Annotated in this window: 13 protein-coding genes; 4 read left to right on the top strand and 9 right to left on the bottom strand. The window is 67.6% G+C overall.

What is annotated here, in order from left to right:
- The first annotated feature begins 12 nt into the window (after positions 1-12).
- The 4 genes from ACWC2B_RS15410 to ACWC2B_RS15425 all read left to right on the top strand — a co-directional run bounded on the left by ACWC2B_RS15410 (position 13) and on the right by ACWC2B_RS15425 (position 5103).
- Positions 13-1794 (top strand): ABC transporter substrate-binding protein, encoded by a 1782-nt coding sequence (locus ACWC2B_RS15410; protein ID WP_450716941.1) that lies wholly within the window; start codon positions 13-15, stop codon positions 1792-1794.
- 71 nt (positions 1795-1865) lie between these two features.
- Positions 1866-2843 carry an ABC transporter permease gene (locus ACWC2B_RS15415; RefSeq protein WP_450716942.1) on the top strand — a complete coding sequence of 326 codons (978 nt, stop codon included), beginning with the start codon at positions 1866-1868 and terminating at the stop codon, positions 2841-2843.
- A 28-nt stretch (positions 2844-2871) separates the two neighbouring features.
- A complete protein-coding gene (locus ACWC2B_RS15420; protein WP_450716943.1) occupies positions 2872-3939 on the top strand; it encodes an ABC transporter ATP-binding protein in 1068 nt (355 codons plus the stop codon).
- 33 nt (positions 3940-3972) lie between these two features.
- Entirely contained in the window at positions 3973-5103 is a 1131-nt protein-coding gene (locus ACWC2B_RS15425) for an ABC transporter ATP-binding protein (protein WP_450716944.1), read from the top strand.
- Between the two features lie 254 nt (positions 5104-5357).
- Here ACWC2B_RS15425 and ACWC2B_RS15430 read toward each other — a convergent pair whose 3' ends face one another.
- The 9 genes from ACWC2B_RS15430 to ACWC2B_RS15470 form a co-directional block, all read right to left on the bottom strand.
- Positions 5358-6398 carry an ABC transporter ATP-binding protein gene (locus ACWC2B_RS15430; RefSeq protein ID WP_450716945.1) on the bottom strand — a complete coding sequence of 347 codons (1041 nt, stop codon included), beginning with the start codon at positions 6396-6398 and terminating at the stop codon, positions 5358-5360.
- A complete protein-coding gene (locus ACWC2B_RS15435) occupies positions 6391-7365 on the bottom strand; it encodes an ABC transporter ATP-binding protein (RefSeq protein ID WP_450716946.1) in 975 nt (324 codons plus the stop codon). The genes ACWC2B_RS15430 and ACWC2B_RS15435 overlap by 8 nt, the downstream gene beginning before the upstream one ends.
- An 11-nt stretch (positions 7366-7376) precedes the next feature.
- On the bottom strand, positions 7377-8351 hold the full coding sequence (locus tag ACWC2B_RS15440) for an ABC transporter permease (protein ID WP_450716947.1): 975 nt from the start codon (positions 8349-8351) through the stop codon (positions 7377-7379).
- The gene (locus ACWC2B_RS15445; RefSeq protein WP_450716948.1) at positions 8344-9267 is read right to left on the bottom strand and encodes an ABC transporter permease; all 924 of its coding nucleotides are present in this window, start codon (positions 9265-9267) and stop codon (positions 8344-8346) included. The genes ACWC2B_RS15440 and ACWC2B_RS15445 overlap by 8 nt, the downstream gene beginning before the upstream one ends.
- Positions 9268-9350: 83 nt before the next feature.
- Complete coding sequence (locus tag ACWC2B_RS15450; protein ID WP_450716949.1) at positions 9351-10979, bottom strand: peptide ABC transporter substrate-binding protein; 1629 nt, start codon at positions 10977-10979, stop codon at positions 9351-9353.
- A gap of 162 nt (positions 10980-11141) precedes the next feature.
- On the bottom strand, positions 11142-12293 hold the full coding sequence (locus tag ACWC2B_RS15455; protein WP_450716950.1) for an ABC transporter ATP-binding protein: 1152 nt from the start codon (positions 12291-12293) through the stop codon (positions 11142-11144).
- Positions 12286-13344, bottom strand: a complete 1059-nt coding sequence (locus ACWC2B_RS15460; RefSeq protein WP_450716951.1) for an ABC transporter ATP-binding protein — start codon at positions 13342-13344, stop codon at positions 12286-12288. The genes ACWC2B_RS15455 and ACWC2B_RS15460 overlap by 8 nt, the downstream gene beginning before the upstream one ends.
- 14 nt (positions 13345-13358) lie before the next feature.
- Entirely contained in the window at positions 13359-14294 is a 936-nt protein-coding gene (locus ACWC2B_RS15465) for an ABC transporter permease (RefSeq protein ID WP_450716952.1), read from the bottom strand.
- Positions 14287-15213, bottom strand: coding sequence for an ABC transporter permease (locus ACWC2B_RS15470; protein WP_450716953.1), 927 nt, complete (start codon positions 15211-15213; stop codon positions 14287-14289). Before ACWC2B_RS15470 ends, ACWC2B_RS15465 begins: the two co-directional genes overlap by 8 nt.
- Positions 15214-15239: the final 26 nt, after the last annotated feature.

Here is a 15239-nt window from a genome sequence, read left to right on the forward strand (position 1 = left end):
AGGCAGGAACTCATGAGAATAGACAAGGCGCGCCAGGTTTCCGCGGTGTTCGCGGTGGGGGCACTGGCGCTGACGGCCGCGTGCAGCAGCGGCGGGGCGAGCGACGGCGGCAAGAGCCCGGGCACGGGCAAACAGGCCACGGTGCAGAACTTCGGCGTGGGCACCAAGGCCGACTCCACCGGCCCCGCCGTCGCGGTCGACGGCGCGAAATCCGGCGGCACCGCCTACAGCCTCGACCAGGCCGGCTTCGACTACCTCGACCCGGGCCAGCAGTACGTGAGCGACCAGCTGTCGGTGCAGCTGCTCTACAACCGCTCGCTCACCGGCTACAAGATCGACCCGAAGAACGGCAAGACGATCGTGGTCGGCGACCTCGCCACCGACACCGGCACGCCCTCCGACGGGTCGAAGACCTGGACGTACACCCTCAAGGACGGGGTGAAGTTCGAGGACGGCACGCCGGTCACCAGCAAGGACGTCAAGTACGGCATCGAGCGGCTCTTCGCCGACTACGAGACGCAGGGGCCGCAGTACGTCCAGAAGTGGATCTACGGCACCGACTACCGCAAGAAGTACGCCGGTCCTTATGACGGCAAGGAGATCCCGGACTCGCTGATCTCCACGCCCGACGACAAGACGATCGTCTTCCACTTCCTGGAGCCGCACGCGGACACCCCGTACGCGATGGCGATGCCCAACATCTCGCCGGTCCCCAAGGCCAAGGACGACAAGCAGAAGTACAACAACCACCCGGTCTCCACCGGCCCGTACAAGATCGCGAGCTATCAGCCGGGCAAGTCGCTGTCCTTCGTGCGCAACACCAACTGGGACCCGAAGACCGACCCGATCCGCAACGCCTACCCCGACAAGTGGGAGTTCCAGCTCGGCATCCAGGAGCCGGGGCTCACCAACCGGCTCGCCGCGGACACCGGCACCGACAAGTACGCCATCAACATGGCGCAGTCGGCGGACCCCTCGAAGATGCAGACGCTGACCTCGGACCCGCAGTACAAGAGCCGGACGGTGAACGAGTACCAGCCCTACGTCGAGGTGTTCAACCTCAACACCAAGCGGATCACCAACCCGAAGGTCCGCCAGGCGCTGCAGTACGCCTTCCCGCTGCAGCAGGTCCAGCAGGCCATGGGCGGCGGCGCGCAGGGCGACCTCGGCACCTCGCTGCTCAGCCCGACGGTGGCCGGCTACAAGAAGTTCGACCCGTTCGGCAAGCTCGCCAAGCCCATGGGCGACCCCGACAAGTCCCTCCAGATCCTGAAGGACGCCGGCGTCACCACCCCGTACAAGATCTCGCTGGCCTACGCGAACACCCCGAAGTGGGACACCGTCACGCTGACCATCCAGAAGGCCCTTGAGAAGGCCGGCTTCCAGGTCGACCGCAAGGCCATCGACACGACCTCGTACTACACGGTGGTCGGCAAGGTGAACACGCAGTACGACATGTACCGCGCGAGCTGGGGCGCGGACTGGCCCAACGGGTCGACGGTCGTGCCGCCCACCATGGACGGCCGCAACCTCGTGGACGGCACCAACAACTACTCGTTCCTGAACGACCCGAAGATCAATTCCGAGATCGACCGCATCAACCAGATCACGGACCTGCCCAAGCAGGCGGCCGCGTGGGAGCAGCTCGCCGAGTACGCGCTCCAGACCGACGCGTCGCAGATTCCGTTCATGTTCGACAAGTACTACAACCTGTACGGTTCCGGCCTCGGCGGCGTCACCTACAACCAGGTCTATGGGACGATCAACCCGAACTCGATCTACGTGAAGCAGTAGCACGTGCGGCTCGGTTTCCCCGGCCCCGAACCCGGGCCGGGGAAACCGCATAGCGACGGAAGAGTCAGCCGATGTTCCGTTTCCTGGTGCGCCGTGTGCTCGGTGCCATGGTCATTCTGGTTCTGATCAGCATGATCACGTATTTCCTCTTCTTCTTCCTGCCGTCCGATCCGGCGCTGCTCTCCTGCGGAAAGCAGTGTGATCCGCAGAATGTCGCCCTGATCCGCAAGAACCTCGGGCTCGATCTGCCGATCTGGACGCAGTACTGGCACTACATGGTGGGCATATTCGCCGGCCGTCATATGCCGATCGGCGATTGCCCCGCGCCCTGTTTCGGCTATTCCTTCGCCAATCAGCAGCCGGTCTGGGGCACGATCGCCGACAGCTATCCGACGACGCTGACCCTGGCGGTCGGCGGCGCCGCGGTCTTCCTCACCGTCGGCGTCTCGCTCGGCCTGATCTCGGCCTGGCGCCAGGGCACCGTCTTCGACCGGATCGCCAGCGCCACCTCGCTGCTCGGGCAGTCGGTGCAGATCTACTTCATCGGACCGCTCGCGATCCTCTTCTTCTCCACCAAGCTGGGCTGGCTCGACCGGGGCCACGACGTGGACTGGGCGCACGACGTCTGGGGTTCGGTCAGCGGGATGATCCTGCCCTGCCTGGTCCTCTCGGTGATCTTCTGGTCCAACTACAGCCGCCAGACGCGGTCGTTGATGGTCGAGCAGCTCTCCGAGGACCACATCAGGGCGGCCCGCGCCAAGGGCATGTCGTCCCGCTACGTCTTCCTGCGGTACGCGCTGCGGGGCGCGATGGCCACCATCATCACCATCTTCGGGGTGGACCTGAGCGCGGTGCTCGGCGGCGCGATCATCACCGAGGTCACCTTCGGCCTGCACGGCCTCGGGCTGCTCTCGGTGGAGGCGGTGCTCCGCAGCGACCTGCCCCTGGAGATGGCCGTGATGCTCATCGGCGCCTCCCTCATCGTCGTCTGCAACATCGTCGTGGACCTGGCGTACGCCTTCATCGACCCCCGGATCAGGCTCGCCTGACGCCCGCAGACCTTCAGGAGAACCACCTGTGTCCACCCTGAGCCAGCCCCTCGCCGAACCGGCGTCCACACCGACGTCCTCGTTCCTCTCGGTCCGCGACCTGTACGTCCACTTCGCCACCGAGGACGGCACCGTCAAGGCCGTCGACGGCCTCTCCTTCGATCTGGAACGCGGCTCCACGCTGGGCATCGTCGGCGAGTCGGGCTCCGGCAAGTCGGTGACCAACCTCGCGATCCTGGGGCTGCACAATCCGCGCAACACCACGATCCAGGGCGAGATCCTCCTTGACGGGCAGGAGCTGACCGGCGCCACCGAGCGGCAGCTGAACCGGCTGCGCGGCAAGAAGATGGCGATGATCTTCCAGGACTCGCTGGCCGCGCTCTCGCCGTTCTACACGGTGGGCCGGCAGATCGCCGAGCCGTTCATGAAGCACACCGGAGCCTCCCGCCGCGAGGCGCGGGCGCGGGCCGTGGACATGCTGCGCAAGGTCGGCATCCCCCAGCCCGAGCTGCGCGTCGACGACTATCCGCACCAGTTCTCCGGCGGCATGCGGCAGCGCGCCATGATCGCGATGGCGCTGGTCTGCGACCCGGAGCTGGTGATCGCCGACGAGCCCACCACCGCGCTCGACGTGACGGTCCAGGCGCAGATCCTCGACCTCCTCAAGGACCTCCAGCAGGAGACCGGCGCCGCGATCATCATCATCACCCACGACCTCGGGGTGATCGCCAAGACCGCCGACCAGGTGATGGTGATGTACGCCGGCCGGTGCGTGGAGCGCGGCACCGTCAAGGAGGTCATGCACCGGCCCCAGCACCCCTACAGCTGGGGGCTCCTCGGCTCCGTACCGCGTCTGGACTCCTCGGTGGAGACCCCGCTGATGCCGATCCCCGGCGCCCCGCCGAGCCTGCTCTCACCACCGCCGGGCTGCCCCTTCCACCCCCGGTGCGGCTTCACCGGCGAGGTGGCGGAGGGGACCTGCGGCACCGTCCGGCCCGACCTGCCGGAGGACCAACGACGCGGCGCCGCCTGTCACTTGACGGTCCATCAGAAAGAGACCATCTTCACCGAACAGATCCGCCCGAGGCTGCGTTGACAAGGATGGCTGACAAGGATGCGGGACATCGCCATGAGTGAGAAGGCCACCAGTCTCGTCAAGCAGCGGGGCGGCGCGTCCGGCTCCGGCGGCACGGGCCCGTTGCTCGAAGTGACCGGGCTCGTCAAGTACTTCCCGATCAACATGGGCTTCCTCTTCAAGCGGCACGTCGGCGATGTGCGCGCCGTGGACGGGATCGACTTCAGCATCGGACGGGGCGAGACCCTCGGCCTGGTCGGCGAGTCCGGCTGCGGCAAGTCGACCACCGGCCGCCTGGTCACCCGGCTCCTGGAGCCCACCGCCGGAAAGGTCGTCTACGCCGGGCGGGACATCACCCACGCCTCCCGCCGGGACCTCGCGCCGATCAGGTCCGAGATCCAGATGATCTTCCAGGACCCGTACGCCTCGCTCAACCCGCGCCAGACGGTCGGCGACATCATCGCCAACCCGATGCGGGTCAACGCCATCAAGCCGCCGGGCGGCGTGGAGCGGCGGGTCCGCGAGCTCCTGGAGACCGTCGGCCTGAACCCGGAGCACTACAACCGCTTCCCGCACGAGTTCTCCGGAGGCCAGCGTCAACGCATCGGTGTGGCACGGGCGTTGGGCCTTGAGCCCAAGCTGATCGTGGCCGACGAGCCGGTCTCGGCGCTCGACGTGTCGATCCAGGCGCAGGTGGTCAACCTGCTCCAGGACCTCCAGCGGGAGCTGGACATCGCCTTCCTCTTCATCGCGCACGACCTGGCGATCGTGCGGCACTTCTCGCAGCGGGTCGCGGTCATGTACCTGGGCCGGATCGTCGAGGTCGGCGACCGCGAGTCGATCTACCGGCGCCCGCGCCACCCGTACACGCACGCCCTGCTCTCGGCGGTGCCCGAGGCCGTCGTGGACGAGGAGGGCGAGGGCCGCGAACGCATCCGGCTCGCCGGGGACGTGCCCTCGCCAGTCGACCCGCCGTCCGGCTGCCGGTTCCGCACCCGCTGCTGGAAGGCACGGGAGCGCTGCGCCACGGAGACGCCGCCGCTGACACGCATCGAGGGCAACCGGGAGGGGCACTTGACGGCGTGCCACTTCCCCGAGGAACCGACGATCACGGCACGGGACGAGGACGTGGTCCTCGACCCGGCGCTCGCCGCGATCGAGGAGGCGACGGACACCACCCCTTGACCGGAGCCTGAGCCTCCGCTCGGAGCGGGGCCCGTGGCCCGCGCACCCCAGTCACACCGCAGGCGCGGGGCCTTGATGTTCGGGTGCGGACCGTGCGTGGTTGCTCGCGCAGTTCCCCGCGCCCCTAGAGTGCTCGGCTTCGCCGTCGCCTCAAGGGGCATGCCGCCAAGGGGCGCGGGGAACTGCGCGACCAGCCCCCACCGGCCCGCGGTCGAAGGCGGGTCCAGGGGCGCGGGGAACTGCGCAAAAAGCCCCTACTCTCGGTCGGCATCCGTCGGAACCACCCGCTTCTCCTCCGCGAAGTGGCACGCCGAAGGGTGATGGGCCGGCCCCGCCGCCAGGCGGAACTCGGCCGGTACCACGAGCAGCGGCACCTCCAGGGCGCACCGCTCCCGCGCCTTCCAGCAGCGCGTACGGAAAGGACAGCCCGACGGCGGGTTCGCGGGCGAGGGCACGTCCCCGGTCAGAATGATCCGCTCGCGGTGCTCGCGCGCGGACGGGTCGGGGACCGGCACCGCGGAGAGCAGGGCCTGGGTGTAGGGGTGAGTGGGGTGGTCGTAGATCTGCTCGTCGCGGCCGATCTCGACGATCCGGCCGAGGTACATCACGCCGACCCGGTCGGAGATGTGCCGCACGATGGACAGGTCGTGGGCGATGAAGACGTACGACAAGGAGAATTCGTTCTGGAGGCGGTCCAGGAGGTTGACGACCTGGGCCTGCACCGAGACGTCGAGCGCCGAGACCGGCTCGTCCGCGACGATGATCTCGGGCTGGAGCGCCAACCCCCGTGCGATGCCGATGCGTTGGCGCTGGCCGCCGCTGAACTGGTGGGGGTAGCGGTTGATGTACTCCGGGTTGAGCCCCACCACGTCCAGGAGGTCCTGGACCTTCTGGCGGCGGTTGCCCTTCGGGGCGACCTCGGGGTGGATCTCGTACGGCTCCCCGATGATGTCGCCGACCGTCATGCGCGGATTGAGGGAGGTGTACGGGTCCTGGAAGACCATCTGGATGTTGCGGCGCACGGCCTTCAGGGCCCGCCCGGACATCTGGGTGATGTCCTCGCCCTTGTACTTGATCTGCCCGGCGGTCGGACGTTCCAGGTTGACCAGCATCTTGGCGACCGTCGACTTGCCGCAGCCGGACTCGCCGACGATGCCGAGCGTCTCGCCGGCCGCGAGGTCGAAGGAGACGCCGTCGACCGCCTTGACCGCGCCGACCTGCTTCTTGAAGAGGATGCCCTGGGTCAGCGGATAGTGCTTGACCAGGTCCCTGACCTCCAGAATGGCCTCAGCCATCGAGGGTCTCCTTCCAGAAGAAGCACGCGCTCTGCCGGCCGGCGGCCACGTCGAACAGGGGCGGCACGTCGGTGCGGCAGACGTCCTGGGCCATCGGGCAGCGCGGGTTGAAGGCGCAGCCCGGCGGGATGTGCATCAGGTTCGGCGGCAGGCCCTTGATCGCGTACAGCTCCTGGCCCTTCTGGTCCAGGCGCGGGATCGATTCGAGCAGTCCCTTGGTGTACGGGTGCGCGGGCTTCTTGTAGATCTCGTGCACCGGGGCCTGCTCGACGATGCGGCCCGCGTACATGACCGCGATCTTGTCCGCGACGTCGGCGACGACACCCAGGTCGTGGGTGATCAGGATGAGCCCCATGTTCAGCTCGCGCCGCAACTCGGCGAGCAGGTCCATGACTTGGGCCTGGACGGTGACGTCGAGGGCGGTGGTCGGCTCGTCGGCGATGATCAGCGACGGTTCGAGGGCCATCGCCATCGCGATCATGATGCGCTGGCGCATGCCGCCGGAGAACTGGTGGGGGTACTGGCCGACCCGCTCCTTGGCGGCCGGGATGCGCACCCGGTCCATCAGCTCGACGGCCTTGGCCTTGCCGTCCTTCCTGGACATGCCGCGGTGGACGGTGAACATCTCCGAGAGCTGGTCGCCGACGCTGAGCACCGGGTTCAGGGAGGACAGCGCGTCCTGGAAGATCATCGCCATCTCGGAGCCGCGGATCTTGCGCCGCTCGTCCTCCTTGAGCTTCAGGAGGTCCCTGCCCTGGAAGAGGATCTCGCCGCCGGCGATCCGCCCGGGCGGCATGTCGAGGATGCCCATCACGGCCTGCGCGGTGACGGACTTGCCGGAGCCCGACTCGCCGAGCACGGCCAGGGTCTCGCCCGCGTCCACCGAGTAGTTGACCCCGTTGACGGCCTTGGCGACCCCGTCCCGCGTCTTGAACTCCACCTGGAGGTCCCGTACTTCGAGCAGCATGGTCTGGCTCCTCAACGCAGCTTGGGGTCGAGGGCGTCGCGCACCGCGTCGCCGAGCATGATGAACGCGAGCACCGTGACCGCCAGCGCCCCGGCCGGCCACAGCAGCATGTGCGGGGCGTTGCGGATGTACTGGGAGGCGGCCGAGATGTCGATGCCCCAGGACACGGTGGGCGGCTTGAGGCCGACACCGAGGTAGGACAGCGTCGCTTCGAGCGCGATGTACGTACCGAGTGCGATGGTCGCCACGACGATGACCGGGGCCACCGCGTTGGGCGCGATGTGGCGGAGCAGCATGCGGGAGTTGGAGGCGCCGAGCGCGCGGGCCGCCTGGACGTAGTCGTTCTGTTTGGCGGTGATGACGGAGCCGCGGGCGATGCGGGCGATCTGCGGCCAGCCGAGCAGGATCATGAAGCCGATGACCGGCCAGACGGTGGCGGAGGTGACCACCGACAGGAAGACCAGGCCGCCGAGGACGACGGGGATGCCGAAGAAGATGTCGGTGACGCGGGAGAGGAGCGCGTCCCAGCCGCCGCCGAAGAACCCGGCGAGCCCGCCGACGAACGAGCCGAACAGGGCGACGCCGAGGGTGGTGCACACGCCGACGGTGACCGAGGTGCGGGCGCCGTAGACGGTCCGCGTGTAGACGTCGCAGCCCTGCCCGTTGTAGCCGAAGGGATGGCCGGGCTGGGAGCCCTGCTGCGCCTTGGCGAGGTCGCACTGGAGCGGGTTGCCGTCGGCGATCAGGGAGGGCCACAGCGAGATGACGACCAGGAAGAGGATGACCAGGCCCGAGATGATGAAGACGGGGTTGCGGCGCAGGTCGCGCCAGGCGTCCGACCACAGCGAGCGGGGTTTCTCGGACGGTCCTGTGCCGAGCGGGCCCCCAGGGGTCTTCTCAAGAGTCGCGGCCTCGCTCGCCGCGAGGTCCATCGCCCCGCCGGCCCCCGTCCCGGCGATCGCTCCGTCGTCGTACGGCTCAGGCATAGCGGATCCTCGGGTCGAGTACGGCGTACAGAAGGTCGACGATGAGGTTGGCGATCAGGAAGACCAGGACGAGCACGGTCACGAAGCCGACCACGGTCTGGGTGCTCTGGCGCAGGATGCCCTGGTAGAGCTGGTAGCCGACGCCGTGGATGTTGAAGATCCGCTCGGTGACGATCGCGCCGCCCATCAGGGCGCCGACGTCGGTGCCGATGAAGGTGACGACGGGGATCAGCGAATTGCGCAGCAGGTGCTTGGTGATCACCCGCCGCCGTGGCAGCCCCTTGGCGACGGCGGTACGGACGTAGTCGGCGCGCGAGTTCTCGGCGATCGAGGTGCGGGTGAGCCGGGTGACGTACGCCAGTGAGACGGACGCCAGCACGAGGCCGGGGATGAGGAGTTCGTTGAACGGGGCCTCGGGCTGGACCGTGGGTTTGATGACCCCCCATTCGACGCCGAGCAGCAGTTGGAGCAGCAGGCCCGTGACGAAGACGGGGATGGCGATGACGATGAGGGTCAGCATCAGGACGACGGTGTCGACGGGCCGGCCGCGCCGGAGCCCGGTGACCACGCCGAGGCTGATGCCGATGACGATCTCGAAGAGGATCGCCACGACGGTCAGCCGGATGGTGACGGGGAAGGCGGTGGACATCAGCTCGGTGACCTTCTGGCCGTTGAACGCGGTCCCGAAGTCGCCGGTGAACACGTTCCCCATGTAGGTCAGGTATTGCTGCCACACCGGCTTGTCGAGGCCGAACTCCTTCTTGAGCTGGGCGGCGGTGGCGGGATCGCAGGCCTTGTCGCCGCACAGGCCCGCGATCGGGTCCCCCATCACGTTCACCATCAGGAAGATCAGCAGCGTGGCCCCGAAGAAGACCGGGATCATCTGGAGCAGACGCCGGATCACATACCGTCCCATGAGGCCCTCCGCGGGTCGTCGGAACTCTCAACGGGCTTGGCCCGGCGCCTGGTTGAGCGCGCCGGGCGGAGTGCCCCGCAGCGTCAGCCGACCTTGATCTGGTCGTAGACCGGGACGCTGAACGGGTTCAGCGAGACGTTGGAGACGCGCGTCGAGTAGCCGGCGCTGCCGTTCTGATACCAGAGCGGGATGGCGCCCATCTGGTCCCTGAGGACCCCTTCGGCCTGCTGGAAGGTGGCGACCGCCTTCGCCTTGTCGGTCTCGGCGTTGGCCTCGTCGACCAGCTTGTCGAACTCGGCGTTGGTCCACTTGCCGTCGTTGGAGGAGGCGCCGGTGTAGTACAGCGGCTGGAGGAAGTTCTGGATCAGCGGGTAGTCCATCTGCCAGCCCGCCCGGAAGGGGCCGGACATCTTGGACTGGGTGATCTGGCTGCGGAAGTCGGCGAAGGTGCCGACCGGCCCGCCGACGCACGCCTTGTCGTTGCCCATGGCGTTGTTGATGCTGTTGCAGACGGCGTCGACCCATTCCTTGTGCGAGCCGGTGTCCGCGTTGTACGCGATCTTCAGCTGCCCGCCGGGGAAGCCGCCGCCCTCCGTGATGAGCTTCTTCGCCTCGGCGGGGTTGTAGCTGCACGCGTCCCCGCAGAGCCCGGCCTTGTAGCCGCCGGCCTCGCCGAGCACCGGCGAGGTCCAGTCGGTGGCGGGGGTGCGGGTCTTCTGGAAGATGGTGTCGGTGATCTGCTGCCGGTTGATCGCCATGGAGATGCCCTTGCGGACCTTGGCCGCGTTCGGGGTGTTCCAGGCGGCGTCGTAGTACGGGAAGGCGAGCGTCTGGATGATGCCGGCCGGGGTGTTGATGTACCGGTCGCCGAGGTCGGCCTTCACGTTCTTGAGCTGGGAGGCGGGCACGTCGTCGACGAGGTCGAGGTTGCCGGCCGTCAGATCGGTGTAGGCGGTGTTGTTGTCGGTGTAGACCTTGAGGTCGATGCCGCCGTTCTGCGCCTTGTCCTCGCCCATGTACCCGGCCCACTTGCGCATCGACAGCTTGGAGCCCTTGGTGTACGAGTCCACCGTGTACGGGCCGTTGCCGACGGGCTTGGACAGCCAGGCCGCGTGGTTGTCGAAGAAGGCCTTCGGCAGCGGCGCGAACGCGGGGTAGCCGAGGGTGTCGGGCCAGGTGGAGAACTTCTGGTTGAGCTTGACCGTGAACGTCTTGTCGTCGACGACCTTGAGGCCGGACATAGTGTCACTGGCCGGCGCGCCGCTCTTGGGGTGGATCTGGTCGTAGCCGTCGATGTAGGAGAACATCGAGGCGTTCTTCTGATTGTTCTTCAGGTTCGCGCCGTAGTTCCAGGCGTCCACGAAGGACTTGGCGGTGACCTTCTCGCCGTTGGAGAACGTCCAGCCGTCCTTGAGGGTGATCTTGAAGTTCTCCGAGTCCGAGGTCTCGATCTTGTCGGCGAGCATGTTCTTGGCCTCGCCGGTCTTCGGGTCGTACCGCTTGAGACCGCGCGTCAGCATGTCGAGGACCTTGCCGCCCTGGACCTCATTGGTGTTGGCGGGCTCCAGCGGATTCTGCGGGTCGCCCCAGGAGGAGCTGACGATCCCTTCGGCGCCACCGCCGCCGCTGCTCCCTCCCCCGCCGCAGGCCGTCGCCGCGAGGGCGACGACCACCGCACCTGCGGCCCACTTGGCGTGCGTGGCTCCGCGCATGGAGTCCTCCTAGAGTCCCATTCAAGTCCCAAGTCTCACTTAGGCCCAAATATCACCCCAGAAGTGGAGGTAGCGCACTTTTACCAGCGCCGTACGGGCGCAGAAACGGGTGGGCCCGCGGTTCCGGTGAGGAACCGCGGGCCCACCCGTGGGTGCTCGGTACTACTGAGCCGCGCCGACTACGTCCTTCTCCTCGGCGAAGTGGCACGCCGACTCGTGCGCCACCGGGCTGTCCAGACCCTGGAAGCGCTCCGGGATCGCGAGCAGCGGGACCTCGGTGGAGCAGCGGTCCTCCGCCTTCCAGCAGCGGGTGCGGAAGCGGCAGCCCGACGGCGGGTTGGCGGGCGAGGGGACGTCACCGGTGAGGATGATCCGCTCGCGGTGCTCGCGCGCGTCCGGGTCGGGGACCGGGACGGCCGAGAGCAGCGCCTGGGTGTAGGGGTGCGTCGGGTGCTCGTAGATCTGCTCGTCGGTGCCGATCTCGGCCATCTTGCCGAGGTACATGACGCCGACCCGGTCGGAGATGTGCCGGACGATCGACAGGTCGTGCGCGATGAACACGTACGACAGGTTGAACTCGTTCTGCAGCTTCTCCATCAGGTTGATGACCTGGGCCTGGACGGACACGTCCAGGGCGGAGACCGGCTCGTCGCAGATGATGATCTCGGGGTTCAGCGCGAGGCCGCGGGCGATGCCGATGCGCTGGCGCTGACCGCCGGAGAACTGGTGCGGGTACCGGTTGATGTACTCGGGGTTGAGACCCACGACGTCCAGGAGCTCCTGGACCTTGCGCCGCCGGTCGCCCTTGGGAGCCACCTCGGGGTGGATCTCGTACGGCTCCCCGATGATGTCGCCGACCGTCATGCGCGGGTTCAGCGAGGTGTACGGGTCCTGGAACACCATCTGGATGTTGCGGCGGACCGCCTTCAGGGCGCGCCCGGACAGCTTGGTGATGTCCTGGCCCTTGAAGAAGACCTCGCCGGCGGTCGCCCGCTCCAGCGTCATCAGGAGCCTGGCGACGGTGGACTTGCCACAGCCGGACTCGCCGACGATGCCCAGGGTCTCGCCCTGGTAGAGGTCGAAGGAGACCCCGTCGACGGCCTTGACGGCGCCGACCTGCTTGCGGAACAGGATGCCGCTGGTCAGCGGGAAGTGCTTGACCAGATTGCGGACCTGGAGGATCGGCTCGCCCCGGTCGACCGGAGCGTCGAGGATCGCCTCGACCTCGGTGGTCGTGGAGGCGTCCGCCTTGACGACGTCGGTGACGTTGGGAGTGGCGTCCACAGCCTCGTCCTTCTTGGCGAGCTCAGCCATGGATCGTCTCCTTCCAGAAGTGGCAGGCGCTGCCGCGGCCGACCAGGTCGGTGCCGTCCTTCTCGGTCACCGGCAGCAGGGCCGGGACCTCGGTACGGCAGATGTCCTGCGCCTGGGGGCAGCGCGGGTTGAACGCGCAACCGGCCGGGATCTTCAGGAGGTTGGGCGGCAGGCCCTTGATCGCGTAGAGGTCCTGGCCCTTCTGGTCCAGGCGCGGGATCGAGGCGAGAAGGCCCTTGGTGTAGGGGTGCGCGGGGCGCTTGTAGATCTCGTGCACCGGGGCCTGCTCGACGATGCGGCCCGCGTACATGACCGCGATCTTGTCCGCGACGTCGGCGACCACGCCGAGGTCGTGGGTGATCAGGATCAGGCCCATGTTGTACTCGCGCTGCAGCTCCGCGAGCAGGTCCATGACCTGGGCCTGGACGGTCACGTCGAGCGCGGTGGTCGGCTCGTCCGCGATGATCAGGTCCGGCTCCAGGGCGAGCGCCATGGCGATCATGATGCGCTGGCGCATACCGCCGGAGAACTGGTGGGGGTAGTCGGTGACCCGGGCCTTGGCGGCCGGGATCTTGACCTTGTCCATCAGCTCGATGGCCTTGAGCTTGGCGTCCTTGCGGGACAGGCCCTGGTGCACCTGGAACATCTCGCCGAGCTGGTAGCCGACGTTGAGCACCGGGTTGAGCGCGGAGAGCGCGTCCTGGAAGATCATCGCGATCTTCTGGCCACGGATCTTGCGGCGCTCCTCGTTGGACATCTTGAGCATGTCCTGGCCGTGGAAGAGGATCTCGCCCTGCGGGATCCTCCCCGGCGGCATGTCGAGGATGCCCATGATCGCCTGCGCGGTCACGGACTTGCCGGAGCCGGACTCACCGAGCACGGCGAGCGTCTCGCCCGCGTTCACCGAGTAGTTGACACCGTTGACCGCCTTGGCCACACCCTCGCGGGTGTGGAACTCCACGTGCAGATCACGGACTTCGAGCAGCGCGCCGGACTCGTCTCCGGAGGGACGCTGTGCCGGGACGTTGAGGGTCTTGTCGATAGTGGTCACGTCGTACGCCCTCCTCAGCGCAGCTTGGGGTCGAGGGCGTCGCGCACCGCGTCGCCGAGCATGATGAACGCGAGAACGGTGAGGCTCAGCATGCCCGCGGGGAAGAACAGTGCGTGCGGGGCCGTACGGATCACGCGCTGGGCCGACGAGATGTCGATGCCCCAGCTGATCGTCGGGTCCTGCAGACCGATACCGAGGTAGCTCAGTGTCGCCTCGGCGCCGATGTAGCCGCCGAGCGCGATCGTGGCGACCACGATCACCGGGGCGACCGCGTTCGGCAGGATGTGCCGGAGCATGATCCGGAACGTGCCGGCGCCGAGCGCCCGGGCCGCGGTGACGTAGTCGGCGGCCTTGGCGGTGATGACGGCGCCGCGCATGACACGGGTCATCTGCGTCCAGCCGAGCACCGCGAGCGCGAACACCACGGTCCACACGGTGCGGTTGGTGAACGCGCTGAGCAGCACCAGCGAGCCGAGCAGCAGCGGGATGCCGAAGAAGATGTCGGTGATCCGGGAGAGCAGGGTGTCGACCCAGCCGCCGAAGTAGCCGGCGACCATGCCGGTGATGCCGCCGACGATGGTGACCGCGGCGGTGACACAGATGCCGACTGTGATCGAGGCCCTGGCGCCGTAGAGCGTACGGGCGTAGATGCTGCGGCCCTGACCGTCGTAGCCGAACCAGTCGGGCTGGAACACGTGGCCCCAGTTGGGGGTGGTCAGGTAGTGGGTACGCAGATCACCGGCGCGCGGGTCCACCGAGGTGAACAGGCTGGGCGCGATGGAGATCGCGATCAGCAGCAGGATGAGCAGCGCGGAGATGACGAAGACCGGGCGGCGGCGCAGATCGCCCCACGCGTCCGACCAGAGGCTGCGCGGCTTGTCGACCTGGTCGGCCGGGGCGTTTACGGCCGCCGATCCGGGGACCGAGGTCTTCTCGATGGTGTCAGGCATACCGGATCCTCGGGTCCAGGACCGCGTAGAGCAGGTCGACGATCAGGCTGGAGAGGAGGTAGACGACGACCAGGACGGTCACGAAACCGACCACCGTCGCACCTTCCTTGCCGTTGATGGCGCGGTAGAGCGCGTTTCCGACACCCTGCACGTTGAAGATTCCCTCGGTGACGATCGCGCCGCCCATCAGGGCGCCGAGGTCGGTTCCGAGGAAGGTCACCACCGGGATCAGCGAGTTGCGCAGCAGGTGGCGGGTGATGATGCGGCGCTTGGGCAGACCCTTGGCGACGGCGGTGCGGATGTAGTCCGCGCGCAGGTTCTCGACGATCGAGGTGCGCGAGAGCCGTGCCACATAGGCGAGCGACAGCGAGCCGAGCACGATGGCCGGCAGCAGCAACTGGCTCAGGTCCATGGAGTCCTGGACGGTCGGCTTGACCCATCCGAGGCCGTCCGAGAAGACCGCCTGGAAGACGTAGGCGAGGACGAAGATCGGCACGGAGATCACCAGGAGGGTGACGACCAGGACGAGCTTGTCCATGAGCTTGTTGCGGCGCAGACCGGAGAGCACGCCGAGCAGGACGCCGAGGACGAGCTCGATGGTGAACGCCATGAGCGCGAGCCGGATCGTGACCGGCAGGGCCTGGCCCATCACGTCGGTGACCTTGCGGCCCGACATGGTCATGCCGAAGTCGAAGTGGGCCAGGTTGGAGATGTAGTCCCAGTACTGCTTCCACAGCGGCTGGTCCAGGCCCAGTTGGTGCTTGATGGCGGCGAGCTGGGCGGGGTCTGCCGCTTTGTCGCCCCACATGGCTTTGACGGGGTCGCCCGGCAGGGCGTACACCATCAGGAAGATGAGCAGGGTCGTCCCGAGGAATACCGGGATCATCTGGAGCAGTCGCCTCGCGACATAACGCCCCATGGTGCCTCCATAGATGGGTCGGCGCG

It is taken from the genome of Streptomyces sp. NPDC001415, assembly GCF_053597395.1.